Annotated in this window: 18 protein-coding genes and 3 pseudogenes; 5 read left to right on the forward strand and 16 right to left on the reverse strand. The window is 42.1% G+C overall.

The features are described 5' to 3' along the window. Nucleotides 1-64 precede the first annotated feature (64 nt). Together FKV42_RS01665 and FKV42_RS01670 are read left to right on the forward strand one after the other, a co-directional pair. Entirely contained in the window at nt 65-2,014 is a 1,950-nt protein-coding gene (locus FKV42_RS01665; RefSeq protein WP_154808493.1) for a hydantoinase/oxoprolinase N-terminal domain-containing protein, read from the forward strand. After that, the gene (locus tag FKV42_RS01670) at nt 2,014-3,933 is read left to right on the forward strand and encodes a hydantoinase/oxoprolinase family protein (protein WP_154808494.1); all 1,920 of its coding nucleotides are present in this window, start codon (nt 2,014-2,016) and stop codon (nt 3,931-3,933) included. Before FKV42_RS01665 ends, FKV42_RS01670 begins: the two co-directional genes overlap by 1 nt. Before the next feature lie 343 nt (nt 3,934-4,276). Here the strand turns inward: FKV42_RS01670 and FKV42_RS01675 are convergent, their stop codons facing one another. The 3 genes and pseudogenes from FKV42_RS01675 to FKV42_RS01685 form a co-directional block, all read right to left on the reverse strand. After that, nucleotides 4,277-5,578 carry a M18 family aminopeptidase gene (locus FKV42_RS01675; RefSeq protein ID WP_154808495.1) on the reverse strand — a complete coding sequence of 434 codons (1,302 nt, stop codon included), beginning with the start codon at nt 5,576-5,578 and terminating at the stop codon, nt 4,277-4,279. A gap of 752 nt (nt 5,579-6,330) precedes the next feature. After that, nucleotides 6,331-7,707: pseudogene (locus FKV42_RS01680) on the reverse strand (monomethylamine:corrinoid methyltransferase). A 12-nt stretch (nt 7,708-7,719) separates the two neighbouring features. Continuing rightward, entirely contained in the window at nt 7,720-8,373 is a 654-nt protein-coding gene (locus FKV42_RS01685; protein ID WP_154808496.1) for a methyltransferase cognate corrinoid protein, read from the reverse strand. A gap of 646 nt (nt 8,374-9,019) precedes the next feature. Here FKV42_RS01685 and FKV42_RS01690 point away from each other — a divergent pair. The 3 genes from FKV42_RS01690 to FKV42_RS01700 all read left to right on the forward strand — a co-directional run bounded on the left by FKV42_RS01690 (nt 9,020) and on the right by FKV42_RS01700 (nt 12,348). Then, entirely contained in the window at nt 9,020-11,062 is a 2,043-nt protein-coding gene (locus tag FKV42_RS01690; protein WP_154808497.1) for a histidine kinase dimerization/phosphoacceptor domain -containing protein, read from the forward strand. A 19-nt stretch (nt 11,063-11,081) separates the two neighbouring features. Next, nucleotides 11,082-11,507: a response regulator gene (locus FKV42_RS01695; protein WP_196214009.1), complete on the forward strand. Its 426-nt coding sequence runs from the start codon at nt 11,082-11,084 to the stop codon at nt 11,505-11,507. A gap of 61 nt (nt 11,508-11,568) precedes the next feature. Next, complete coding sequence (locus FKV42_RS01700) at nt 11,569-12,348, forward strand: helix-turn-helix transcriptional regulator (RefSeq protein ID WP_154808498.1); 780 nt, start codon at nt 11,569-11,571, stop codon at nt 12,346-12,348. Nucleotides 12,349-12,492: 144 nt separating this feature from the next. Here FKV42_RS01700 and FKV42_RS01705 read toward each other — a convergent pair whose 3' ends face one another. The 13 genes and pseudogenes from FKV42_RS01705 to FKV42_RS01765 all read right to left on the reverse strand — a co-directional run bounded on the left by FKV42_RS01705 (nt 12,493) and on the right by FKV42_RS01765 (nt 25,589). Next, nucleotides 12,493-13,977, reverse strand: a complete 1,485-nt coding sequence (locus FKV42_RS01705; RefSeq protein WP_154808499.1) for an APC family permease — start codon at nt 13,975-13,977, stop codon at nt 12,493-12,495. Nucleotides 13,978-14,099: 122 nt separating this feature from the next. Beyond that, a pseudogene (mtbB, locus tag FKV42_RS01710) lies at nt 14,100-15,503 on the reverse strand ([dimethylamine--corrinoid protein] Co-methyltransferase). A gap of 13 nt (nt 15,504-15,516) precedes the next feature. Continuing rightward, entirely contained in the window at nt 15,517-16,146 is a 630-nt protein-coding gene (gene mtbC / locus FKV42_RS01715) for a dimethylamine corrinoid protein MtbC (RefSeq protein WP_154808500.1), read from the reverse strand. A gap of 303 nt (nt 16,147-16,449) precedes the next feature. Continuing rightward, nucleotides 16,450-16,614, reverse strand: a complete 165-nt coding sequence (locus FKV42_RS01720) for a hypothetical protein (RefSeq protein ID WP_154808501.1) — start codon at nt 16,612-16,614, stop codon at nt 16,450-16,452. 140 nt (nt 16,615-16,754) lie between these two features. Further along, complete coding sequence (locus FKV42_RS01725) at nt 16,755-18,296, reverse strand: APC family permease (RefSeq protein ID WP_154808502.1); 1,542 nt, start codon at nt 18,294-18,296, stop codon at nt 16,755-16,757. Nucleotides 18,297-18,880: 584 nt separating this feature from the next. Further along, nucleotides 18,881-19,045 (reverse strand): hypothetical protein, encoded by a 165-nt coding sequence (locus FKV42_RS01730; RefSeq protein ID WP_154808503.1) that lies wholly within the window; start codon nt 19,043-19,045, stop codon nt 18,881-18,883. Between the two features lie 749 nt (nt 19,046-19,794). Next, the gene (gene mtbA / locus FKV42_RS01735; RefSeq protein WP_154808504.1) at nt 19,795-20,814 is read right to left on the reverse strand and encodes a methylcobamide:CoM methyltransferase MtbA; all 1,020 of its coding nucleotides are present in this window, start codon (nt 20,812-20,814) and stop codon (nt 19,795-19,797) included. Between the two features lie 29 nt (nt 20,815-20,843). Continuing rightward, nucleotides 20,844-21,326 carry a class II SORL domain-containing protein gene (locus tag FKV42_RS01740; protein WP_154808505.1) on the reverse strand — a complete coding sequence of 161 codons (483 nt, stop codon included), beginning with the start codon at nt 21,324-21,326 and terminating at the stop codon, nt 20,844-20,846. 91 nt (nt 21,327-21,417) lie between these two features. After that, entirely contained in the window at nt 21,418-21,663 is a 246-nt protein-coding gene (locus FKV42_RS01745) for an efflux RND transporter permease subunit (protein WP_154808506.1), read from the reverse strand. 10 nt (nt 21,664-21,673) lie between these two features. Next, complete coding sequence (locus FKV42_RS01750) at nt 21,674-21,937, reverse strand: monomethylamine permease (RefSeq protein ID WP_154808507.1); 264 nt, start codon at nt 21,935-21,937, stop codon at nt 21,674-21,676. 5 nt (nt 21,938-21,942) lie between these two features. Beyond that, nucleotides 21,943-23,334 carry an APC family permease gene (locus FKV42_RS01755; RefSeq protein WP_154808508.1) on the reverse strand — a complete coding sequence of 464 codons (1,392 nt, stop codon included), beginning with the start codon at nt 23,332-23,334 and terminating at the stop codon, nt 21,943-21,945. Nucleotides 23,335-23,547: 213 nt separating this feature from the next. Then, nucleotides 23,548-24,924 (reverse strand): annotated as a pseudogene (locus FKV42_RS01760) (monomethylamine:corrinoid methyltransferase). A gap of 14 nt (nt 24,925-24,938) precedes the next feature. Then, complete coding sequence (locus FKV42_RS01765) at nt 24,939-25,589, reverse strand: methyltransferase cognate corrinoid protein (protein WP_154808509.1); 651 nt, start codon at nt 25,587-25,589, stop codon at nt 24,939-24,941. Between the last annotated feature and the right edge of the window lie 407 nt (nt 25,590-25,996).

Raw genomic sequence — 25,996 nt, forward strand, 5'->3', positions numbered from 1 at the left:
AAATGTCTTCATTAAAAAGAACTATTTACCCAACATTTGTTATTGCAAGCTAGGAGGTGCTCTAATGTACAGTCTTGGAATAGATGCCGGAGGCACCTATACTGATGCTGTCCTGATCAGGGACTCAGATGGAAAGATACTGGACTGCAACAAATCACTTACAACATACCCGGATCTTTTAACAGGTATCAGGAATACCCTGGACGGACTGGAAGAGCAATATCTCAAAGATGTACATTATGTATCCGTTTCTACAACCCTTGCTACCAATAGCGTTCTGGAAAAAACAGGCTATCCCGTTGCGCTCATTCTTGCAAATAACACAGACATTCCCAACAGATCAAAGATAGAACATTTTACCCTTGTCAGTGGCGGACACAACAGTGCAGGAAACGAAGTATGCCCTCTTGATCTGGATTCTGTCCGTGATTTTGTCCTTAAAGTAAAAGACAAGGTCTCTGCGTTTGCAGTTTCATCATACTTCAGTGTACGCAACCCTGACCATGAACTGAGGATTAAGGAAATTATCACTGAACTCACCGGACTTCCGGTAGTTTGCGGACACGAACTCTCACAGGATCTTGGTGCATACGAAAGAGGGATCACTGCATATCTCAACGCCAGACTCATACCAATTTCCAGTCATTTCATGGAAGCTGTCAGCTCTGAAATGAAAAGAAGAAATATTGATGCAAAACTAATGATGCTCAAATGTGACGGTTCTGTTGTGGGAATCAGTCAAGCCCTGAAAAGACCAATAGAATCCGTATTCTCAGGACCTGCTGCAAGCCTTGTTGGAGCAGCTTTCCTTTCAAAAAATGAGAATTGCACCGTGATTGATGTTGGGGGTACCAGCACCGATGTATCCCTAATACACCGTGGAGTTCCTGAACTAAGCGAAGCCGGTGCCATAGTTGGCGGCTGGCAGACAAAGGTCAAGGCCATACGCATGGAAACATCTGCAATGGGTGGTGACAGCCACGTATGGGTCAGGAACCATCTGACAAATATCGGCCCTCGCAGAGTAATCCCACTCTGCCTTGCTGCTGTAGAGTATCCTGAGATAACTGGAAAACTAAAACAAAATCAGGTAATCCTCCGCAATCAGATTGGAGAGAATCTTCAGCCCACAAAATTCTTTTTCAGGTCCGGACTTGAATCTTCTGACATAAGTCCTGCTGAAGAAGAATTGCTCTCAAGGATAAAGGATAGACCACTTACAGTGAGTGAAATTTACTGGAATGAGAACAGACTTCCAAATCCCAGAACCCTTGACCTGTTGATACAAAAGCGACTCATCAAAGCAATTGGTTTCACCCCCACCGATGCACTTCATGTACTGGGAGAATACACTCAGTGGAACAGGGAAGCCTCAGTTCTCGGAGCCGGTATACTGGCTGCACTCTCAGGAACTGAAGAAGATGAGTTTTGTCTCAGGATAAAAAAAGAAGTTGCAATGAATATGGCACTGAACCTTATTTCATTCCTGCTTGAAAATGTCAGCAGGGAAGAAATAGAAAAAGTGCTTAGAGGAAAATTCTTTGCAGGATTTAAGGTTGATTTCCCTGTTGTTCTTCTTGGCGGACCTGTGAAAGCCTATGTAAAAGAACTTGCAGAATTCATAGATGCAGAAATAATCCTGCCTGAACACTGTGATGTCGGGAATGCCGTTGGTGCAGTTGCAGGAAAAGGTGCCAGAAAACTGGAAGTCCTCATTAAGGCAAATTACACCGAATCAAAATACAATCTCAAAACATCTTCTTTTATTACTTTCTTCCCGGGAGGCAGGGAAGAATTCGCATCATATCATGAAGCACTTGAATTCGGGGAAGAAATTGGAAGCAAGCTCATTATGAACTATATGACTGATGCAGGTCTGGACACCGCTGACGTTAGCATCGATATGCATCGCAATGATATTATTACACATGAAGGCGGACTTCCTGTGGAAACAAGACTTGCATTTTCCGGTATTGGAAAAGCCGGGAAAAACAGGAAAATAGAGGTCGAATAATGCGGTACAGTCTTGGAATAGATGCCGGTGGGACCTACACCGATGCAGTCATTGTCAGGGATTCGGACAGAAAAGTTATCGATTCAAACAAAGCACTAACAACATATCCTGATCTTTTAACAGGAATTGAAAGTGCCATTGATGGCATTGACAGCAAATACCTGCCTGATGTCAAACTGGTATCAGTATCAACAACCCTTGCAACCAACACAATACTTGAAAAAACCGGTTATCCGGTTGCACTTATACTCATAGGAAAACATACCCTCCCTGCAAATATCCCAATAGAGAATTTTATTGTTGTAAAAGGTGGGCACAACGTAGCCGGACTGGAAGATAATATCCTTGATATTGAAGCTGTCAGGGAATATGCCCTTAAAGTCAAGGATAAAGTCTCAGCATTTGCTGTATCCTCATATTTCAGCATTCGCAATCCAGAACATGAGATAAAAGTGAGGGATATGCTTTCAGAGCTCACAGGGCTTCCCATAGTATGTGGACATGAACTTTCACAGGACCTTGGTGCATACGAAAGGGGTGTTACAGCTTACCTGAACGCACAACTGCTTCCAATTGCTGACCAGTTCATCCATGCAATACTGACTGATATCAAAAAACGCGGCATTGAAGCAAAACTAATGATGCTCAAATGCGATGGCTCAGTAATAGGCATCCATGAAGCCATGGAAAGACCAATAGAATCCATATTTTCAGGACCTGCTGCAAGTCTTATGGGTGCATCCTTCCTTTCAGGAAGTGATACCTGTGCAGTCATCGATGTCGGAGGAACAAGCACCGACGTTTCACTGAACTACAATGGCCTTCCTGAACTTGTAGATACCGGAGCCGTGGTCGGTGGCTGGCATACTAAAGTCAAAGCCATTCGCATGGAAACAGCCGCAATGGGTGGTGACAGCCACGTATGGATCAAGAACCGCAATGTCAATATCGGACCGCGCAGGGTTGTTCCACTATGTCTGGCTGCTGTAAAATATCCGGGATTTATGGAACTGTTAAAATCAGGTAGAACTCCTTCAAAGATTCAGCTTGCTGAAAATGTTCAGCCTACCAAGTTCTTTGTCAAAACAGGAAAAGAAGCCGCAAATCTTAGTTCATTTGAAAAAGAGCTTATGGAGATAATACAGGATGAGCCAGTCTCCCTGAATGATATATTCTGGAAAATCGGCAAGCCAATATCCCCGAATAGTCTTGATTCACTTATACAAAAAAGACTGGTTCAGGCTTTAGGATTTACTCCTACAGATGCTCTCCATGTGCTTGGCGAATACACAAAATGGGAACGTGAAGCCTCAGTTATTGGTGCTAAGATCCTTGCAAGGCTCACAGCGATGGATGAAATAGAACTTTGCAAGCATATCAAAAAGGAAGTTGCAATCAATATGGCACTGGACCTCATGAGCTTCATGTATAAGGGAGTGTCAAAAACCGAGATAGAGAAGATGATACGCGGGGATTTCCTCTCACAGTTTAAAGTGAATGTACCGGTTGTGCTTCTTGGAGGACCTGTCAGTTGCTATGTGGAAGAACTTAACCGGCTTATTGTTGCTGATATTATTGTCCCTGAACATGCAGATGTTGGAAATGCTGTCGGAGCTCTTGTTGGCAAAGGTGTCAAGAGCATTGAGATACTTGTGAAATCATTTTACAAGAAGACCGAAAGAAGCATTCTGGTGTTTTCTCCAGTGGAAAGAAGGGAGTTCTCCACTTATTCGGAAGCTCTTAAATACGCAACCGAGCATGGGAAAAAACTGATACTTGAGTATATGCAGGAATCGGACCTGAAACCTGAAAATGTAAATATTGACATTAAAAGAGAGGATATCACAATGACCGATGAAGGTGGGGCTCCTATAGAAACAAAACTGATTTTCCTTGGTACCGGTATACCGGAAAAATAGTAGTGAATCACGAATTATTTTTTTCTGTAAAATCTATTATATCTATTTTTTGCCTGACAAAGAAAGAAAGCTATTAAAAAAAAACTCAATAGACATGATAGGTATTTTTCAATACCTGTATTGCAATAAATATAAATACAATAAAACCCAATTAGAAGGTAGATTCAAACAATCATTCTGGAAATCAGATCAGGTTGATCGAATGGACTCTAAATCCGTTCAGTCGGGTTAAATTCCCGAGGTTTCCGCCATATGTGTTTCATTGTGTGACCAGAGTCACATAATGACAAAATCTTTTTCTTTTGTTTTTAGTATCACAGCGGTAGCTTTTTGCTTTTTAGTATTACTCCAGCTGGAAAAATGTCCTGAAAACATCAATGGAATCAAGGAAATCCTGTTTGCCCATCAGCTCCCTGGTTGAATGCATTGCAAGCATCGGTACTCCGACATCTACCACATGAGTCGGCAGATATTTACTGAGAATCGGACCAAGAGTTGTTCCTCCTCTCTGATCAGAATGATTCACGAATTTCTGATACTTCACACCGGCCTTATCGCATAGTTGCTGGAAAGCCGCAATTGTCTCGACTTCCGATGCATAGGAACGACTGCCACTTATCTTGATTGCTATACCTTTGTTCATCACAGGCTTGTTGGTAATATCGTTCTTTTCACTATAATTCGGATGCAAGCCATGAGCACCGTCTGCTGAAATAACAAAGTAATCCTTCATTTGACATGAAGACTCTTTTTCAGTTTCCTCAATTCCCACATGGATCTTTTCCATGATCGTGCTCAAAAGTACAGAGTCAGCTCCCTGTTTTGTCATGGAACCGACCTCTTCATTATCCATGAATGCTGCTATATTTATTCCACCATTATTCTCCGAAGCTACAAGAGCTTCCATAGCAGCGTAAACCATGCAAAGATCATCGATCCTCGGACAGGATATGAATTCTCCTTTGGCTCCTACAAGCATTCCTTCCTCACAGCAATAGACATTCAGATCCATGTCAAGAATGTCTTCACTATTGACTCCTGCTTCCTTTGCAACAAGGTCAAGCAGATAATTATCTTTGACCTCATCCTCAATCAACCGGGTCAAAAGCGGTTGCATTTCCTTTTGGACCTTGATCTCCGTTCCTTTATTGGCTCCAGGATTCATGTGGATGGCAAGGTTTGGAAGAGTAAGGATTGGCCTCTGAAAATCCAGGTGAATTACTTTTGGTTTTAACACTTCATCTGACTTTACGGCAATCCTGCCGGCAATAGATAAAGGACGGTCAAACCATGTACTGAAAATTGGACCGCCATAGCGTTCCACATTAAGTGTCAGCATTCCTTCACTATTCACTTCCGGATTTGGTTTGATTCTGAATGCAGGATTATCAGTGTGAGCGGCAATTATCCTCATTCCTTTTGAGAAAGAATCACTGCTTCCGATGGTAAAAGCGACAATCATGGTAGGATAAGGTGACAGCCAGTATTTTCCTGATGCTGACAGGTTCCACTGCTCATTCATATCAAGTTTTGAAAAGCATTCGGCATCCAGACGTTCTATTATAGTATCCACAGTCTGGACAGGAGTTGTTGCTTTTTTCATAAAGCCAAAAAAACCATTGATATAATCACTTGAAGTATCCATATTACCACTTATGACAAAATATTTTCTTTTATCTTGTCACTATTAGTAGATAAGAGATTCTCAATAAGAGTTTATATCAGGAACATGTTCAAGAGCGAGATTAATCACAACAAAATTATCTCAATACCATTTCAGCAATCGCTGTATGTTAGAGAAAGTTAAATTAATCGAAGATACTTAGTGATAAAATATTAGTATCTAAAAAGAAAATTATATATTTAGTGAAGTTCCTTGCTTATTAAGGGATTATTTGTTAACTGATATTGGCAACTTTCGTACTGCAATTTATAGTACTATAATGAATGCAACATTTTACTTTTTGAAGGGATAAACTGTGATTAAAAAATGGGTTTGGACACTTCTAGCATTAGCATTCACCATTATTTTTAATTTTGTAGGTGTAATCATACTAAAACCTCTTTTTTTTGATTTGGGGATCTTACCAAATTATGAACAATTCTTTGGAAAATTACCATATGTTCTACCAATTATGTTTTTGAGCATGATATATTTCTATATGGTCGGAAGAAATAAAAACTGGAATACTGTTCAATCTATGTTACTAGCAATATCCTGTTTTTTTTGCGGTTTAGTGGCTGTAATTATAGCATCATATTTTAACTAACAAGTAGCAATGTTGTAAAATTTGTTCTATGCTAATTTTATTCTTATAATTTATCATAAAAAAAAGATGACCGGTGAATGGAAGAGGCCAGTCATCTAAATGGAATTGAAGAGGGTTTCGATTTATCTCAGAAAGTAAGTCCGAACTCTTCGAGCTTCTTGCGTGCGCCGTCGTAGACCTTCATGTACTCATCAGTTGGAGTTACAGTAGCAATGTCGTAACATTCCTGGAAAGTCTTACCTGCTGGTGCGTTTGCATAGTTGCCCTCATAAGAGCTTACAAGAAGGTCAAGAACCTTGTTGACATCGTCGATGTTCATTCCTGCTGTTGCTCTTGCAACTTCTCCCATCATTCTTGCTTCCATACCGGTTGTCTTGTCCTGAACGACACCCTTTGCAGATGCTACACCGGAGAGAATCTCACGGCCGGATGCTGTGTCAGTGATAGACTGAGCGGATGCTTCCAAAAGACACATCTCGGTACATGGACCTGCACATGGATAGTACTGGTTACCGGAAAGCATGTCAGTGAATTCTGAGATTGTAGCACATGCCCATCCGGCGATCATAAGGGTCTCACGGGTATTGGTTGATCCCCAGCGGATGTGAACCGGACCGTCAAGGTGCCAGCTTGCATTACTCATTACAAATGCATTGATGTGAGTTGCGATATCTACAATTGTGGTTTCCTCTACGCCGCCGGCGTAGCCACCAAAGATAGGCATCTGTTCATCCATGATGATGTCACTGTTACCCTGATAGTGTGCCATTACACTGATAGCATCAAGGTCGATCTTAAGCTCGTTGAGCTGGGATACTTCGTGACTGTCACTGCAAACCATGCCACCGACACAGTCTGAAGCTATATTTCCCTGAGCGGACAGGGAAGTCTCTGGTCCCTATATGCCCATGCCTGGCCTTCCGGCCATTGCTGCTGCGGTCTTGATGAGCCTGGTTTCGGTCTTTGCTGCAAGGACCTCGTATGGACTCTTTGGAATTGGTGGCTTGCCACGGACTGTCATCATGACACCGTTGACAATTGTGTCGACTTCCTTCTCAAGAGCATAGCTCATGTGAACTGGCATAAACATGTCTTCGGAAATAGGGGAACCTGTTGGACCACCCTGAACTATTGGCTTTCTCTTGTCGCCAACATTTCTCTTCTGGACCCTGACGGCGTCCCTGCCTGTTCCAAGCACAAATTCCTTCTGAACGTTGTTAATTGCGTCCCAGATCTCGTCTTCGGTGTATTTTACTATACGACTTGTATCTGTACAGTAGATACCACAGTCAAGGAGCATCTCAAAACCTGCCTTAAAGAGGTTCTCCATCATGTCCTTGTCAGTTGGTACGAATTCACCCTTGAAATCAAGGTTGTATTTCTGCTTGAGTTCCATTGCCTTCATTGGGATTGTCATAAGGTCCCAGTCATCCTGGGTTGTCTTCTCTCCCTTCTTTGCTCTCTCATAGAACTCAAAACAATCAAGTGATCTTGCAAATGTCATTATTATACCTCTTTACTGCATAAGGCTGAGTGCAACTCTTGCTGCATCTGCTGCGTTTTCTGCGGTTGCGTCTGCTCCGATCTCTGCGATCCATGCGTCAGATACTGGTGCTCCACCAAACATGATCTTAACAGAGTCCCTGAGACCCTCTTCTGCAAGCATGGATACTGTGTCCTTCTGGCCAAGCATTGATGTTGTCATAAGTGCTGAACCAACAAGCAGAAGTTTCTTGCCCTTGTTCTTCTCAACTTCTTCTGCTACCTTTTCGTTTGGTACGTCTACGCCCATGTCTACTATCTTGAAACCGTTTGCTTCAAGCATGGTTGTTACAAGACGGTGACCGATATCGTGAATATCTCCTTCCTGAACGTAGGTGATTGCTGTTCCTACACCTTCGGTATCTCCCTTCTCCTGTTCAAGTACAGGGAGTAAGAGTTCCATTGCTGCGTTCATTGCCTTTGCAGACATCATGATCTGTGGGAGGTAGATCTCTGCTGCCTCGAACTTGTCGCCGACGGTCTTCATTCCTGGGGAAAGACCATTATTTATAATCTCAACTGCACTAAGGCCAGCATCAAGGGCTGCCTGAGTAGCTTCTGCACAACCGTTGATATTCTGTGTAACGACTGTGTCTGTAAGTGTGTCTAACATTTCTTGATTTGACATATTTTTGCCTCGAAAGTCAATTATAGCTCTAATCGTTATGCTGAGCCTTATTCTGGTGTGTATTCCTGATTATTTGTCAAATATACCGTTGCAAATTATAAGAATACGGTAATCTTGTACCTTATCGCTAATATTTATAATTTTCCCTTAAAACAGGTAAAAATAGAAATTAAGAAATAAAATATAAAGACTATAACTTCAGAGAACGGTTAGTCACAATTATGGATATTGTAAAGATATCATGCCTAATGTACCCTTTTTAAGATTACTATAACTAAAACACTAAAAGCATAATCAGAAATAAATTAAAAAGAAATATCTCCAGGAAGAATGATGCAGATCACTCAAATAAAGGATTTATTCGAAGATCCCTCATATTTATAATTTTGGTTCTTAGCCATATCTACTTTCCAGATTAAAAAATGGTATCAAGCACAAACTCAGAGAAACATGCCTATTGAATCAGATTTTGTTATGTATTAAAAATATTGGCTTCTATTGGAATGATTACAATGGTACTTTATGATTATAATGCTGTTATAATCTTAATATGAGTCTATTATAAAGTAAAAGATTACAGTTAATATTGTAAGTACCTAATAAACATTTAGAATTGATATAACGTTGTCAAATGCAGGCTCTGAAAATGAAATGGAAAAGCACTTCACTTAAATTCAAACTAATTCTTTACATAGTAGTGGGTACCTTACTCGTGCTTGCAGCCAGCACTGCAATGACCATTTCCACCGTTACGAATCAGGAAGAGGAACTTGCCTACAAGCAATCCATAGAAATGGCCAAGACCTACGCAAATGAGTTCAATGGAGACATGGAGACAAACCGGGCCATTGCTGAAACCATGTCAGTAAGCATGGGAAGCTATGACTCTATGAGCAGGGATGAAGCAAGCAAAATGCTTTATAACCTGCTTGTTGAACACCCTCAGTTACTCGGTACGTATGTTGCCTATGAACCTAACGCCTTTGACGGTAATGACAGCTTGTATATTAATTCTCCCGGGCATGATTCCACCGGAAGGTTCATCCCCTACTGGAACAAGATCACCGGCCCCATCACACTCAATCCTCTTCTGAATTACGAAACACTGGATTACTATCAGGTACCAAAAAACACAGGAAACGAAGTAATAACTGAACCCTATTATTATGAAGGGGTCTTCATTGTAAGCTATGTTTTCCCGGTCATAAAAGATGATGAATTTATCGGGATCGGTGGGGTGGATGTTTCACTTAATTATCTGGACGAAATAACCAGCGAAATCAAAGCATTCGATTCCGGCTATGCTTTTCTTACTGGTAATACCGGCATCCTTGTATCCCATCCTACAAAAAAGGACTGGATCGGAGAAAGGAAACTCTATGACCTTGGTATAGAAGAATCCTCAATAGCTGCAGATGATATTAATAATGGGAGGAGCGGTCACATTGAGACCATCTATCCTACCACAGGTAAAGAAGTTGTAATGTTCTATGAACCCATAGAAACCGGCAACTTCTCATTTGTTCTTGTCATTCCAAAAGATGAGATGCTTGCAGGTGTGAACAGCCTCAGTAATAAGCTTCTCCACATTTCCTTTGCAGCCGTAATTTTCATGGCGGCAATCTCTTACCTCATAGCCCTGTCCTTCACAAGACCTATTAAGGAGATAGTAACTGATTTTAAGAACATATCGAAGGATGCGGTCATGGGAAAACTCGACTCAAGAGCTGAAACGAACGTGGAAATTGATTTCAGGGAGATACCCATGGGTCTCAATGAAATCCTGGACGCAGTAATAACACCCATCCGTGATGCTATAAGGCTTACAAATGAGCTTGCAACAGGAAAACTCAACGAACGGTCCCACTTAAATGTCCACGGGGAATTCAGACAGCTCACAGACACACTGGATGTTTTTGCGGAGCTGCTGGATACTATCATAAAAGATTCAAATAAGGTACTTACTGCAGTACAAAATAACGATTTCTCAAGAAATGTCCGGGTATATGGTGAGGGAGATTTCCTCATACTTACCGAGGGAATCGAACAAACAAGAGAAACGTTGTCAAGTATGATGGATGAACGAAAAAAAGTTGAAGAAATACGCAAGAAGGAGATTCATCATCGTATTAAGAATAATCTTCAGGTTATTTCAAGCCTGCTTGACCTTGAATCAGAGAAATTCGAAAATGAAGAAGTTGTCGAGGCGTTCAAGGAGAGCCAGAACCGTGTAATATCCATGGCCCTTGTGCACGAAGAACTTTACAGGTCACAGGATATGGAAAGCATCGATTTTTCCGATTATCTCATGAAACTTGTAAATGAACTATCCTATTCATACATGGTGGAAAAGAAAAATATCAAGATAAAACTGGATCTTGACATTGTCTTCGTTGAAATGGATACTGCAATACCACTGGGAATGATAGTGAACGAGATTATCTCAAATTCACTTAAACATGCATTTGAACCGGGCCAGGAAGGAGAAATATTTGTCAATCTGAAGCTTTCAGATGGAAAACTGACATTGACGATCGGTGACAATGGACGTGGTTTCCCTGAGAATATCGATTTTACCCGGACAGAATCCCTGGGACTCCAGCTTGTAACTACATTAACGGCCCAGATAAATGGAACTATTGAACTGGATACTAGTGAAGGTACGAAATTCAGGATAAAACTAAAGTAAAGAAGAACAGGTGATTATTGTGGAAGATACGAAAGATATAAAAATACTTGTCGTTGAAGATGAAAGTATCATTGCCTTAAACATAAAAAAGAAGCTGAAAAGCTTCGGATATACCGTACCGGCTCTCGCTACCACAGGGGAAGAGGCCATAAAAATGGCAGAGATAACTTTCCCGGATCTCATCCTTATGGATGTCAGATTAAAAGGTGAAATGAACGGAATCCAGACAGCTGAGGAGATTCGTAAAAACTTTGACATCCCGGTAGTTTATCTCACTGCATATTCAGATGACGAAGTCCTCGAAAAAGCAAAGAAAACAAAACCATACGGGTATATAGTCAAGCCTTTCAAAGCCAATGATCTGCGCAGCAACATTGAAATGGCACTATACAGGCATGAAATGGAAAAAAGTGAACCGGAAACAGCCTGTAATAGCAACACATAACCTTTTTGAAAGCAATCGTGATCATTATAGACTGTATGTAAAACTGCGGTAGTTGGTTGGAATGAACAATTCATTAATAGACATAATCTTTAATTCGGAAAAACGGAAAAATGTTCTTCTTCTCCTTGTTGAAGGAGAGAAAAGCCGTGAAGAAATAAAAACAAGTCTGAATGTAACCTCCACAGCCCTTATTCCCCAGATAAAGAAATTAAAGGAACATGGTCTTGTCATACAGAACGGAGACTATTACATACTGACAAACATGGGAAAAGTACTGGTGGCAAACATGCTGCCTCTTTTGAATGCTGTTGAGGTCTTTGAGGAGAACAGCCGCTACTGGAGAAACAGAGATCTTAGTGGCATACCGGAATCTATCCTGAGAAGACTTGGAGAATTAGGTAACTGCGTTATTATTGAGCCTGATCTTAATTACCTGTTCGAGTTCCCTAAAGAGTTCACCGAGAACATACACAAAGCCAGCTATGTTATGGCCTTTAACGCTTATTTCCATCCTGAATACCCGGCTCTTTACTCAAGCCTTGCCGAAAAAGGAATTCCCGTATCTCTTGTTACAACTAACTCTGTCCATGAAAGAATGGAGAATGATTACAATGAAGAGATGATGAAATTCACCGGCTATGATAATACAGATTTTTTCGTATCAGATGAAATAACCGGTCTTGCAACACTGGTTTCCACAGACAGGTTCCTTTTCCTCTGTTTCTTCAATAAACAGGGACAATATGACCATACAATCCTTATGAGCTTTGACAGCAATGCGCTCCAATGGAGCAAAGAACTGTTCTCTCATTTTAAAGATAAAGCTCAGAATATTTCTTAAAGATATCCAAAAAAAGAATCCGATAGCCTTTTACTTGTCAGGAGTAGACTACCGGATTTAACTGTTTCTGCATAATTGGAGGTTATGCGGTAATAAAAATAAAATGTTGCAGCAAGTGTTTTTAGCACTTACTGCGGATGCATGTCAGGCCGCAGGTGTTTCGACTCTTTTAGCCACATGGTTTTCATGCTGTGAATAATACCACATTGGTATGTACAGAGCCAGAACAACAATCCCGACACCGGTGGAGAACCAGCTGCCTTCAATACTGTTGAGGTAAATTATACCGATCAGACATAGGGGAATGTTGAAAAACCCGAACATAAGTGCAACATTCTTCCAGCCGGTTGGTGCCTTGAAAGGCCTTTCAAGACCTGCAAGATGCGGATCTGCCTTTGCCTTTACGTATGCAAAGAGACTGATACCGTTTGCACAGACATAACCAATAGCAGATGCTGCAAGGATGGCTGTTGGAGTACCCATTGAAATGAGTGCCAGGTTGAAGATACCGATAACTACCATTGCAAGTATTGGAGTTCCATGAGAATTCACTTTACCGAATACTCTGGGAAGGTTTCCTTCAATTGCCATGGAGTGCATTGCTCTTGCAGAACCAAGGTATGCAGTCTGTATGATAAGGACCATTGCGGCAATGAGCATTACAATAGCAACTGTTGAACCCATGTCACCAAGAGCTGCCTGTGCTACAGGAAGCATAGGATCGATAGGTGCGTTGGCAATACCATCAACTCCCAGTACTCCGGTAACTGTTGTCTGTACAATCACAAACGCCAGAAGACAGATAGCACCACATGTGAAAAGTGCCTTTGGTACATCTTTACCCGGATTCTTGTATTCAGGACCATAGATAGCTGCTGTTTCCCAGGCGCATGCACTCCACTGTGCCATTGCAAAAATACCCAGCAGGATAAGAATACTGTTCAAATTCCATACCCAGTCAGTTGGCAACCAGGTGCTGGTGATGTTTGCCAGTACGAAGTCACCTGTTGCATAAGGTGCCAGTGCAATTATGATCAAAGGTATAAATGCGAGTGCTGCAAGAATATAACCTACCAGTGCTCCACTTGAAACACCACGATAATTAATAAGTATAAGACCTCCGAATATAACGATTCCTGCAGCCAGTGAAAGCTGATATTCACTGAAAGTAGCTGCCAGTCCCGGGAAAAGGCTGTGCAGGTAAAAACCTACAAGGATAGCAAAGATAGCAAGTACCGGATTCCATGCAAACCAGTAACTCCATGCACTGAATCCACCTACAAGTTTACTCTTGTCATATTTACCCGTATAATTGCGGGTTTTGAAAACGTTCTGTGCGAATCCGGGTAGTCCGGATGCTTTCGGGAAAGTTGTTGCAAGTTCACCATATGCCAGATTCTGCATAAATCCCTGGAATACGGAAAGACCCCAGACAATAATAGCAGCAGACCATAGCCAGCCTGCAAAGTATCCAATTGATGGCAGGATCAACAGAGGTACACCTACAGCAATTGCGAGACCCTGTTTCCAGTCGATCGAACGTTCAAGTCCACTTTCTTCACCGGTTTCACAAACCACTTTAGAGCACTGTTCTGCATGATGCCAGTCTATTCCTTCTTCTTTTTCCATTTAATAATTCCCCCTTCTTCCAAAAATGGTTAACACCTGTATTTACTGAAAAAGCAATTACAGGTGCCTTCTATATTTTCTGTATCTGAACAATTGCCAGATTTTTGAAAGAAAAAGATTCTTTACTTCAACTGTCCCCTGAATTTCTCACAGCAGTTAATGTTGAGGTCAAGAAGCTTCTCTATATTCATCTTAGCTGCAATTCCCTTTGGAGCGCCTGCTACTGAAGTGATGACCCCTATACCAAGTTCTTCTCTCAGTTCCCTCATCACATACTCATCACTGAGGTCATCTGTGGTTACGTCAAGTTTCTTTGCAACGTAATCCTTTGCATCTCCAATTCTCATGCTCTTTGCAAGCTGCATTCTTGCAACAAGGTCACCTGCTGCTCTGATTCCGCTCATTCCGGAAGTCATTATGTGGGAGATCGGCATACCCATCGGGTCGCCGACCCCTATCTATATACCATCGACACCGGCAATTTCAACCATCGCCTTGCTGGCTCTTGATACAGCATCAATAGTCGGAGTCTCAAACATCGGGATACTACCGACACCCATTCCCATGTTTACATGACATGGTATTGGTGAAGCCTTAACAGCTGCCTTGATGAATGTAACAGCTCTTCCAAGGTTCCATGCTGAGGATTTGCTTGTGTTTGTGTTAACAACAGGTCCGAAAACGTTTGCTCCTGCCTTTGCAGCAAGTGGAGCCTGCTGGTGTGGCCACAGACCTGCAAGTACTGTGCCATCATATTCCATTTCACCGTGCAGACCAAGCAGAAGTTCTCCTGCCATTCCTGCTTCAATATAGATATCAGGATACTGCTTCCTCAATGCTTCAATTGCGTGGAGTGATGCATACATGTCACCATCGCCTGCTGCACCGATAGTATCAAAGTTAACACCGTCAGCACCTGAAGCCATAAGCCTCTGCATGATCCAGACTGTGTCCCTTGTAAGGTGTTCAGCTGCATGCTGCATGGATTCCTGAGCTTCCTGAATTTTGAAAGCCTTCATAAGATCACCCGGATTAGGGAAGGGACCATCGGGTGTGTAGTAAAGACCCATGTTAGGCATTGCACCGTAGAGAAGAGGAACGACCATGTTGGCCTGGCAGACTTCCATTGTCTGCATCTCCTGTGCAATTACTGGTTTTACTGGTTTGTAACTGTAGTCGATATGACCGAGTTCCATTGTGTCAGCACCGAATGCACGCTCGTGCATCATTGCACCAACAAGCCTGCTGGATGGAATACCTACACCACTGTTACCCTGGTCACCATCAATTCTGATTGTTCCGATATCGTGGGTTACAGGTACTTCTTTACCCTGTTCGACACCAACCATTCTTGAAGGCATAGTGACAATCTCAACAAGCTTGTCGATCTCATCTTCACTGAGATCAGGAATTTCACCAAGGTCGGCAGCATCTGCCATACCTTCTTTCAGGTCAGCGATAATCTGCTCCTTTGTCATGAAGATGCGCTTTCCATCTCCCATTCTCAATTTATATTCAGTTGCCATGATAATGCCTCCCTTAAAGCAGAAGCTCCTTTGCTTTTACAACAGCTTCACTTGCATTCTCTGCATAGCAGTCTGCACCGATCTTTTCAGCCCATGCCTGGGTTGCAGGAGCACCACCGACCATGACCTTTACTTTGTCCCGAAGACCCTGCTCCTTAAGCATTTCGATGACTTCTTTCTGACCAGGCAATGTGGTCGTCATAAGAGCAGACATACCCACCATGTTTGCATTGGTTTCATTGATCTTGTCAACGAAGTCCTGAAGTGGGACATCTCTGCCAATGTCATGGACCTCAAAACCTGCAGACTGGAGCATTGTGGACACGATGGATTTACCGATGTCATGCACATCTCCTTCAACGGTACCATTAACAATGACACCGAGTTTCTTACTTACTGCATCCTTTGGCATGTCTGCCTCAAGGAGTGCAACACCTTCTTCCATTGCGCCTGCTGCCATCATTACGTGAGGAAGGAATAACTTACCTCTTTCAAAAAGCACACCTACTTCGTTCATTCCTGCTGCAAGACCCTTCTCTATGATCTCAGGTGCAGGGATACCTTCACCCTTTGCTTTCTCAACGGCTGCTGTTACAACATCTTTTTTACATGTGACAACAGCGTCGGAGAGTTCTTTGAACATTTCTTCGTTGCTAATAATAATACCTCCATACTTTTTGCCTTCAGTTCATGATAGAGAAATTCAGACTTGAAGAGCAATCAGCTATAAATGCATAAGAAGAAAATGTATATATCATAAACTCAGACAAATATGTCTACTGCCCTTGAATTTATAAAGAAGGAGTTAATATTTACTTATGATTGAATCATTACAATGGCGTTGTAATCTTAAGGGAAAACAGATATTGATATTAAAATGAATCTCGCTATAGTAGCATAATAGTATTTTCAGAATTCATATATAGCATCGAAGAAGTACTGAGTCCTATAAAATATTTGGATTACTAAAGAGATAAGCACATAGACCACCAATAGCCAGAGTTTCAAGCACTGGAATCCCTGACGGGAGAGGATTGGTTGCTGAATAGATTAGAAAACTTGCCAGAATGGCAATAGCAAAATTAGCAATAATGAGATCTTCAATTTCCATTTTTACACCAAGTGAAAACAGGCAATATCACCGGTTTTTTAATTCTTATATTTTTTGGTTTTAGAGTATTAATATCCAAATATCAAAGAGGAATCCTGATACCGTAGTATCAGGAACCTGTGTTACTCATAGTATTTTACTTATTCTTCTACCGGAACAAGTTCGGGTTCAAATATACCATGCTCTCTGTGTACTGCACTAGCAGCAGGCATTCTGTTCCTGTTCTCACGCTGTGAGTATATCCAGAGTGGGATGAAGAGACAGAGCATGAAAAACCCGACACCTGTTGTCGCCCATCCAAGTTCAAGACTGTTGAGGTAGATGATACCGATCAGGAAGAACGGGGTGTTCAGAATGGTGGTTGCCAGAGCAACACTCTTCCATCCTCTTGGAGCCTTGAAAGGTCTTTCCAGCCTGGACAGTTCAGGGTCGTTCCTGACCTTTACATAGGTGTAAAGACTGATACCATTGGCACAGATGTAACCGATTGCAGAGGCTGCAAGGATAGCTGTTGGTGTTCCAAGAAGAATTAAACACATGTTGAAACCTGCATCAGCGATCATTGCGTTCATTGGATGTCCGTGTTTATTCAACTTACTCAGAACTGATGGCAGATTACCTTCAACTGACATTGAATATATGGAACGTGCAGATGAAAGGAAAGCCGTCTGGATGATCAGAAGCATTGCACCAATCAACATTACAATTGAAATTGAAGCACCAATAGGACCAAGTGCCATGTTTGCCAGTGGAAGCATGGGTGAGATAGGTTCTGCAAGAACTCCGTCAACTCCAAGAGCTCCAATTACAGATGTCTGTACAAGTACGTAAAGAACAAGGCATATTGCTCCACAAACAAGCAGTGCTTTTGGTATATCTGAATTTGGCTTCTTGTATTCAGGACCATAGATAGCAGCTGTTTCCCATGCAGCAGCACTCCATTCAGCCATTGCAAGAAGTCCGAGAAGGATCAGTATGTGTTCCCAGTCCCAGCTCCAGTCAGTCGGGAACCATGAACTTGTGATATTTGACATCTGGAAATCGCCTGTGAAGAATGGTGCAATGGTGATGACCAGAAGAGGTATCAGGGAAATAACAGCTAAGATCATTCCAGCGGCTGCTCCGTTCTTAAGTCCCTTTGAATTAATGATTGCAAGGGAACCGAAGATGAAAACTCCTACTACCAATGCCATAAGTGTTGAGTTGATACCTGCTAGAGCCGGGACCATTCCCTGAACGTAGCTGGATATCAGTATTGCGTAAATTGCAAGAACAGGACTCCATCCAAACCAGTAACTCCAGGCACTGAAACCACCTATGAACTTACCGAACTTGAACTTTCCTCTGTTATTCTTGTCTTTATCTGAACCAAAGACTGTCTGTGTATAACCAGGAAGACCTGATGCCTTGGGAAAGACTGTTGCCAGTTCTCCGAACGCGAAGTTCTGTAAAAAACCAAGAAGAACCGTTGCTCCCCATATTACTATTGCAAAGGACCAGACATAGCTTGTAAGGTATCCGATGGAAGGTAGGATAAGCAGAGGAACACCCAGTGCTATTGCAAGACCCTGTTTCCAGTCAATGGATCTCTCAAGTTCCTGAGGATCACATATATTTTTAGCGCATTGAGCACCATGTTCCCAATCGATACCTGACTGAGACGTCTCAGCTTTATTGCTCATGCACCCACCTCTGGACAATTCAGGTCTGTTCTCCAGGAAAGAGGCGTACCCATCGGGTAGCCGGTTCCTGCCTATATTCCAGCCATGGGACAATGCTCGTGGACAATACAATCCACAGATTCGTTCAAAATGATGATTTTGTTCATTCTACCACCTTAGTGATTAAAAGTAACCTACCTGAACGATAAATATATATGCGATTTCAGGCACGATACTTATATTTTACGGATATACTATTCCTAGCACTTATATTTAAAAATAACGGACATAGTATTCCGCCTTATACGTCCTTATGAGAAAAATAGAGATATTGATGTTGTTTTCAATATTAATATTGGAATATTCGATTGTCATTGTATTATTACAATGGATTGTAATCTTAGAGGAGCATCAAAATAGACTATAGAAATTAATGGATCTTGTCCTACTTACATAGTCTTCCTTTTCCATAGAAAACAAAAAAAGATGCGGAATCAAAATTTTCAAAATTAAACAGAATGTGAACAAAATATCTGATCAACCCAAAATAAATAAGGATCAAGGACTCTATTATTAGATTTTTGAATCAAGAAAGAGCTAAGTTTCTATAAAATATTTGGATTACTAAAGAGATAAGCACATATACCACCAATCGCCAGAGTTTCAAGCACTGGGATCCCTGACGGGAGAGGATTGGTCGCTGAATAGATAAAAAAACTTGCCAGAATGGCAATAGCAAGATTAGCAATAACAAGATCTTCAATTTCCATTTTTACACCAAGTGAAAGTGAACAAAAAGCCGGTTTTTTAGGTTTTCTGTTTTTTAGTTCTAGAGTGACATACCCGAATATTATTCAATGAAAGAGTTGTTGCCATCAAGCCCCCCATTACCGCAATAACATAATGAGGCTCTCCCTACAAATAAATAAGGATGACCTTATCATCCCTACAACTCCAAATAGAATATTAAATCATTACGAAAGAATAACTCTTAATTTTCACAGGATGTATGTGCTTCAGCTGGAGCTTTTGCATCTCTCAACCTGACTCCATGCAATACAGGTGGTAATGGTGATGCAGTAAATACTCTATCTTCTGATTTTTCAGACATAACAGTTTTCTCCTTTTTGTGTTGATTGGTTTCTACTCGACTATGTGGAAGCCGGCATCTGCAAACTGGCCTGATACTATTTATATCTTTTGTACAATGATTAATAGATTGGTAAAAATCCAGTATAAAACAAATAATTTTGAATTTATCCAAGAAAAAAATCGTAAATAGATCATAAACAGAATATCAGCTATTTCAAAGCGAAAAGAAATGCAGAGGACCAAGATCCACAGAATAGCTTTAAAAATAACATCAGAAGAATTAATATCCAGAATTACAATATCATCACCAGAAAATTACCGGATTCCGATCCTAGGCTGGTTGCTGCTCTAAACTTATAAAAAAATAGTTCTCCGGGTGAAGGTGATGATTACTCGTACGAAGGATTTAACCCGGAGAAACTTTTAATCAGTACTTGTGGTTCTTTGCCATCTCTACCATTGCCTGGAGGTTCTCTGTGGGAGTCTTGCTGACAATACCACAGCCCGGTGCAAGCAGACCCACGCCTGCATCGAGGACCTTCTGTGACTGCTCCTTTATTGCTTCAGGAGCCTGGTTCCAGAGCATGTTCACAGGGTCAAGATTTCCGACAATTACAGCTTTTTCAACACTGCCAACAGCGGTTGCTACATCAACATTCTGGTCTACACTGATACCGTCTACTCCCGATGATTCCATAAGTTTGAGACCCTGGGTTGTGTCACCACAGATGTGCAATACTACAGGCACATTGACCTCGTGCATTGCATCAACTATTCTTTTGTGGAAAGGTACAACGAACTTTTCATAGAATTCGGCACCAATGAGCTGGGCACTTGCTGTAGGGTCAATGATGACCATCGTGTCAGCACCGCTTTCAACCATCTTCTCTGCGTATGCAACACAGAAATCGGTTGTGAATTCCATGAGTGCAAGTCCGAATGCTTCATCAGTGAAGATTGCCATGAACCAGTCGTCGCCATTAATGTGCTGTGCAAGGGAGAAAGGACCGATCATACTTCCCATGACAGGAAGTTCATCGCCATACTTGTCTGCCAGTATTTTAATAGCTTCACAGACGACTCCGATCCTACCGTGATCGAGGCTGTAACCTTTAAGCTTCCCGATGTCTTCAACACTGCTTACAACATGCCCTACAACGGATGGTTGCTGCTCTTTTGTACCATCCTTTATTTCACAGCCAAAGAACTCGGCTTCTGCTGTAATATCGAAAGGCACACGTACGGCTTCAAAGCCAACTATTGTGTGACCAGCTTCTGCAAGTTTAGCCATTATTTCTGCGTCGCTGTTAGCCTCAGGCCAGAAGGCACTGCAAGCTTCCATTTGTTCAACTGTTCCTGTCTGGGTGACAGAGACTGCTGGCATCCTGTCTACAGGCTGGCCTGTTAAGGCACGTGCTAATCTTTCTTTAGGGGTATATTCTGTCATAGATAAATCTCCTGTAAATTAAAATGAGATCACAACTGTGGGCCCCAGGTGCATTTCTTCCCGGCTTTGGTAGTAGAAGAAATAATCTCAATACCTTTCGAATCTTCCCACAATCCATGAACATTACAACTTTCAACTGCTCTGAGATTGACAATGGCTGACCTGGTACCGCATATACCACATACACCAAAACCATGAATCGTACAGTTCCTGATCTCCCTTGCAGAGATCATCTCTTCAGTGCCTACTGCGGTAAAGGTCGCTTCAGCTTTTCCTTCAGATGCCTGCAGTTCCTTTCTTCCCACAAGATCACCGTTCAGGTATAGTTCGATCCATTGTATGTAGTGATCATCTTCCATAACATGAGGAATATCTCCTACAGTTACCTTTACATCAAAAGGTTCCCCGGCTATCACCTCTGAAGGAGCCTCAATGACAGGAACATGTTTTTTTTCCGTTTCGGTAAGGTTATCATGATCCTTTGCTCTTTGAATATTGATATCTGAACTCATAATTTCACCTTATACTATCCATTAATTACTAAATTAAACATAAATTTAAACACAAAATTCAAAAAGAAATGTCAGTTATGCTGACATTTCTTCAGTATTTATAATGGCTTACAGAATGGTACAACATAATCGCAAAAAATGCGATAATGACTCCCAGTAAACTGAAAAAGCCCACCGGATCCCATACGAACTGAATTGCCCCGGTCTCTGACCAGCCGACAAGTACTGAACCCTGTATCTGTGTTGGTACAACCAGACAGATGAAAGCAAGTACAAAAATGAAAATTATGTCAAATGCCTCCATCATCCAGTTTTTCTTTTCAACATCTTCACTCATATTATTCACCTCAATCATAGTACTTGAAATCAAACATATGCTGTTTAATTGAGTGCCGGACCTGCAGGTAACCTATGGTTTCAATACCAACTACCAATCCGAAGAACAGGATGTATATTCCCCTGATTGCAGGTGCAACAGCTGAACCAGCTTCAGATAGTATTGTAAAGACCACATAACCTTCCACGACAATCAGCAGTGCAATCGCACCCAGAATCAGGAAAGTATCCTTTGCAAACGCACTATTGTATTTTGCTTCATTGACTCCATCCATTACTATCACTCCTCAGTTTTATGGTGACTGGGATTTGGCCATCCCATTTCTCTTCCCCAATCAAATTCTTTCTGATGCTTCTTGTGCTTTTTATGGAAGTAGAAGTACGCTATCAGATAGAAAAGCAGAGCGAAAATAAGGTTGTATCTGTAACCCCAGAATAACGTGGACATGATAGTGATAGCTATTGCCATTGCAAAGTAAGATATCCATGGCTGAAGTGGGCTTACGAATGGGCGCACCTTGTTAATGTGTGTTGGGAACATTTTTCTGAAACGTATCAAAGAGAATGGTATCAGAACGTAACAAAGCAAACCGGATACGATAGAGAAAGTAATTACCTGGTCAAGGTAGCCGCTGAATGCAAAGGCTATTGCTATAGGCATGGTGAAAATTACCGCTTTGTAAGGTGACTGGTATTTTGGATGCACTGAAGCAAACCAATTAGACACAAAATGATCTCTTGAAAGAGCAAACCATGATCTCGATGAATCACAAACACAGCCGTTTGCACTGGAAACACATGTTAGCAAAGTTCCAATTGCCAGAAGCGCAATCAGGACTGGTACTCCGCTTACCTGTGCAGCCTCAAAAAGTGGATACACGGAAACTCCAAGACCTTCGGCAGGTATGTTGGATGGGAGCAGGTTTGCACATATAAAGAGCGTCATTGCAGCTCCGACCAGCAATGTGATCATTCCTGCCTGTTGTCCCAGGGGAACTGCCCTTGACGGGCGCTTACATTCCTCTGCACACATTGCTGCTCCTTCAATACCCAGGAAAAACCAGGGACCGAACTGCAAAGCGGCAAACAGACCTATCATGCCATTTGGCATTGCACCCTGGAAAAGGTTCTCCGGATGAAGTTCAAAGACGCCGAATGTTCCTGAAAAGAAGAACAATATTATGGCAAGGAAAGCTATGGCAGTCATGAAGAAGTTAAGTGTGAGTGCAGCCACAACACCCCTGTAGTTAATAAATGTCAAAGTGGCAATTACCAGTAATGTAACAGGGAAAACCTGCAACTGCGGGAAAAGCTCCTGCGCAATAAAAGCAACAACTATGGCATCTGCAGCCTCCAGGGCTATAAATTCCATATATACCGCAAGCCCAACACTGGCTGCTGCACCTGGTCCTACAAAGAGCCTTGCCCAGTCATAAGGTCCGCCTGCCAGTTTAGTAGCGGATCCCAGTTCACTTGCACACAGAGAAATCATAACGTACATTGTTCCTGCGACAAGCATTGCCAACAGGGCACCAAGAATTCCTCCTTTTGCAACAGTGAAATTCCACCCCATGAACTCACCAACAAGAACTATTCCGACTCCCAATGCCCAGACATGGTATGGTCTTAGGGTCTTGACAAGTCCTGTCGTTTCTGTAACTTCATTGGTCACATGATCACCTCTTCAATTTCTTGGATGTTTTACTCGCGTCAAGCAAGACCCACCCAATCAATGCAAAAGCCAGCAAGTATATTATCCCATTAATGATCGTCCAATATCCGTCCATCACAAAACCTCCTTTTTATGATTTAACACGGTTTTCATACCCTCCCATAGAAAAAAAATACCAGCGAAAAATATCGCTGGCGTATTATTCCGGAGGGATTAGAAAGTAAGACCGAACTCCTCTAGCTTCTTACGTGCAGCGTCGTAGACCTTGACGTATTCGTCAGTTGGTGTTACGGTTGCAATGTCGTAACATTCCTGGAAGGTCTTACCTTCTGGTGCATTTGCATAGTTACCTTCGTAGGAGCTTACAAGAAGGTCGAGGACCTTGTTGACATCGTCGATGTTCATTCCTGCTGTTGCTCTTGCAACTTCTCCCATCATCCTTGCTTCCATACCGGTTGTCTTGTCCTGGACAACACCCTTTGCAGCTGCTACACCGGAGAGAATCTCACGGCCGGATGCTGTGTCAGTGATAGACTGAGCGGATGCTTCCAAAAGACACATCTCAGTGCAAGGACCTGCACATGGATAGTACTGGTTACCGGAAAGCATGTCAGTGAATTCAGAAATGGTTGCACATGCCCATCCTGCGATCATGAGGGTTTCCCTGGTGTTGGTTGAGCCCCAGCGGATGTGGACCGGACCGTCAAGGTGCCAGCTTGCATTGCTCATTACAAATGCATTGATGTGGGTTGCGATATCTACGATAGTGGTTTCTTCTATGCCACCGGCATATCCACCAAAAATAGGCATCTGTTCATCCATGATGATGTCACTGTTACCCTGATAGTGTGCCATTACACTGATAGCGTCAAGGTCGATCTTAAGCTCGTTGAGCTGTGATACTTCGTGACTGTCGCTGCAGATCTGGCCACCGACACAGTCTGAGGAGATATTTCCCTGAGCGGACAGGGAAGTCTCTGGTCCCTATATGCCCATGCCTGGCCTGCCGGCCATTGCTGCTGCTGTCTTGATGAGTCTGGTTTCGGTCTTGGCTGCAAGAACCTCGTATGGACTCTTTGGAATTGGTGGTTTGCCACGGACTGTCATCATGACACCATTAACGATTGTGTCAACTTCCTTCTCAAGAGCATAGCTCATGTGAACTGGCATAAACATGTCTTCGGAAATAGGGGAACCTGTTGGACCACCCTGGACAATTGGCTTTCTCTTGTCACCAACGCTTCTTTTCCTGACGTTTACGGCATCTCTGCCAGTTCCCAGAACGAATTCTTTCTGGACATTGTTGATTGCGTCCCAGATCTCGTCCTCGGTGTATTTTACTACACGGCCTGTGTCTGTACAGAAGATACCACAGTCAAGGAGCATCTCGAAACCTGCCTTGAAGAGGTTTTCCATCATGTCCTTGTCGGTTGGTACGAACTCACCCTTGAAATCAAGGTTGTATTTCTGTTTGAGTTCCATTGCCTTCATTGGGATTGTCATGAGGTCCCAGTCATCCTGGGTCATCTTCTCTCCCTTCTTTGCACGCTCATAGAATTCAAAACAATCTAATGATCTTGAAAATGTCATACTTTTCACCTCGATTACTTCATAAGACTGAGTGCAACTCTTGCTGCATCTGCTGCGTTTTCTGCTGTTGCATCTGCTCCGATCTCTGCAATCCATGCATCAGATACTGGTGCTCCGCCGAACATTATTTTGACAGAGTCTCTGAGACCTTCTTCTACAAGAGTTCCCACTGTGTCTTTCTGACCCAGCATTGAGGTTGTCATGAGTGCAGAACCTACAAGGAGGATTTTGTTACCCTCAAGCTTTTTGACTTCATCTACGATGGTATCATCAGGTACATCAACACCAAGATCAACTATCTTGAAACCATTTGCACCAAGCATAGTTGAAACTAAACGGTGGCCGATGTCATGGATGTCACCTTCCTGTACAAAAGTGATTGCTGTTCCTACTCCTTCTCCTGTCTTTTCTTCTGCAAGTATAGGAGTCAGAATTTCCATTGCAGCATTCATAGCCTTTGCAGACATCATAATCTGTGGAAGATAGATCTCTGCTGCTTCAAATTTGTCGCCTACGATCTTCATGCCTACTGAAAGGCCGCCTTCTATCGCATCAACAGCACTAATACCTGCGTCTACAGCTTCCTGAGTAGCTGTAGCACAGCCATTGATATCCTGATTGACTATAGTATCTCTGAGTTTGTCTAATAACTCTTGATTTGACATATTTTACCTCCAAATTTCCTATTGCAGTTGTTTTTACAGCGTTGCAACTATCTTTACAATCATTCTCAAAACAACTGCCTTTTGCGGGCTATCCTTGGGATTGCCACCGCAAATACATCATTTACTTTACAGCATATAGACTAATCCTTGTCTATTTTTCATTAATTACAAGATATAGCTCCTTCATTGTTACTTAAGTACAAGAATGGAAATTTTGAATTAGAATTGATTTCTAAAAGAGGGGTTGATTTTTCATGTGACTCATGAATTGTAACTACCTTTGTGAATTATCATGGGGTATATGATTTGTAAATACCCTTGTGAATCTTCACATAAATTAAATTAATATAGCTTAAACCAAAACGTTATTAGTAGTGTAGAAAAGTATTTCAGGTGTTGAAAAATTC

The sequence above is a fragment of the Methanolobus vulcani genome, from assembly GCF_006546655.1.
Lineage (GTDB): Archaea > Halobacteriota > Methanosarcinia > Methanosarcinales > Methanosarcinaceae > Methanolobus > Methanolobus vulcani_A.

Excerpts from the sequence above, each read along its gene's own strand:
- FKV42_RS01665 (WP_154808493.1), top strand. The coding sequence starts at position 65 with ATGTACAGTCTTGGAATAGATGCCGGAGGCACCTATACTGATGCTGTC.
- FKV42_RS01670 (WP_154808494.1), top strand. The coding sequence starts at position 2,014 with ATGCGGTACAGTCTTGGAATAGATGCCGGTGGGACCTACACCGATGCA.
- FKV42_RS01675 (WP_154808495.1), bottom strand. The coding sequence starts at position 5,578 with ATGGATACTTCAAGTGATTATATCAATGGTTTTTTTGGCTTTATGAAA.
- FKV42_RS01685 (WP_154808496.1), bottom strand. The coding sequence starts at position 8,373 with ATGTCAAATCAAGAAATGTTAGACACACTTACAGACACAGTCGTTACA.
- FKV42_RS01690 (WP_154808497.1), top strand. The coding sequence starts at position 9,020 with ATGAAATGGAAAAGCACTTCACTTAAATTCAAACTAATTCTTTACATA.
- FKV42_RS01700 (WP_154808498.1), top strand. The coding sequence starts at position 11,569 with ATGAACAATTCATTAATAGACATAATCTTTAATTCGGAAAAACGGAAA.
- FKV42_RS01705 (WP_154808499.1), bottom strand. The coding sequence starts at position 13,977 with ATGGAAAAAGAAGAAGGAATAGACTGGCATCATGCAGAACAGTGCTCT.
- mtbC (WP_154808500.1), bottom strand. The coding sequence starts at position 16,146 with ATGTTCAAAGAACTCTCCGACGCTGTTGTCACATGTAAAAAAGATGTT.
- FKV42_RS01720 (WP_154808501.1), bottom strand. The coding sequence starts at position 16,614 with ATGGAAATTGAAGATCTCATTATTGCTAATTTTGCTATTGCCATTCTG.
- FKV42_RS01725 (WP_154808502.1), bottom strand. The coding sequence starts at position 18,296 with ATGAGCAATAAAGCTGAGACGTCTCAGTCAGGTATCGATTGGGAACAT.
- FKV42_RS01730 (WP_154808503.1), bottom strand. The coding sequence starts at position 19,045 with ATGGAAATTGAAGATCTTGTTATTGCTAATCTTGCTATTGCCATTCTG.
- mtbA (WP_154808504.1), bottom strand. The coding sequence starts at position 20,814 with ATGACAGAATATACCCCTAAAGAAAGATTAGCACGTGCCTTAACAGGC.
- FKV42_RS01740 (WP_154808505.1), bottom strand. The coding sequence starts at position 21,326 with ATGAGTTCAGATATCAATATTCAAAGAGCAAAGGATCATGATAACCTT.
- FKV42_RS01745 (WP_154808506.1), bottom strand. The coding sequence starts at position 21,663 with ATGAGTGAAGATGTTGAAAAGAAAAACTGGATGATGGAGGCATTTGAC.
- FKV42_RS01750 (WP_154808507.1), bottom strand. The coding sequence starts at position 21,937 with ATGGATGGAGTCAATGAAGCAAAATACAATAGTGCGTTTGCAAAGGAT.
- FKV42_RS01765 (WP_154808509.1), bottom strand. The coding sequence starts at position 25,589 with ATGTCAAATCAAGAGTTATTAGACAAACTCAGAGATACTATAGTCAAT.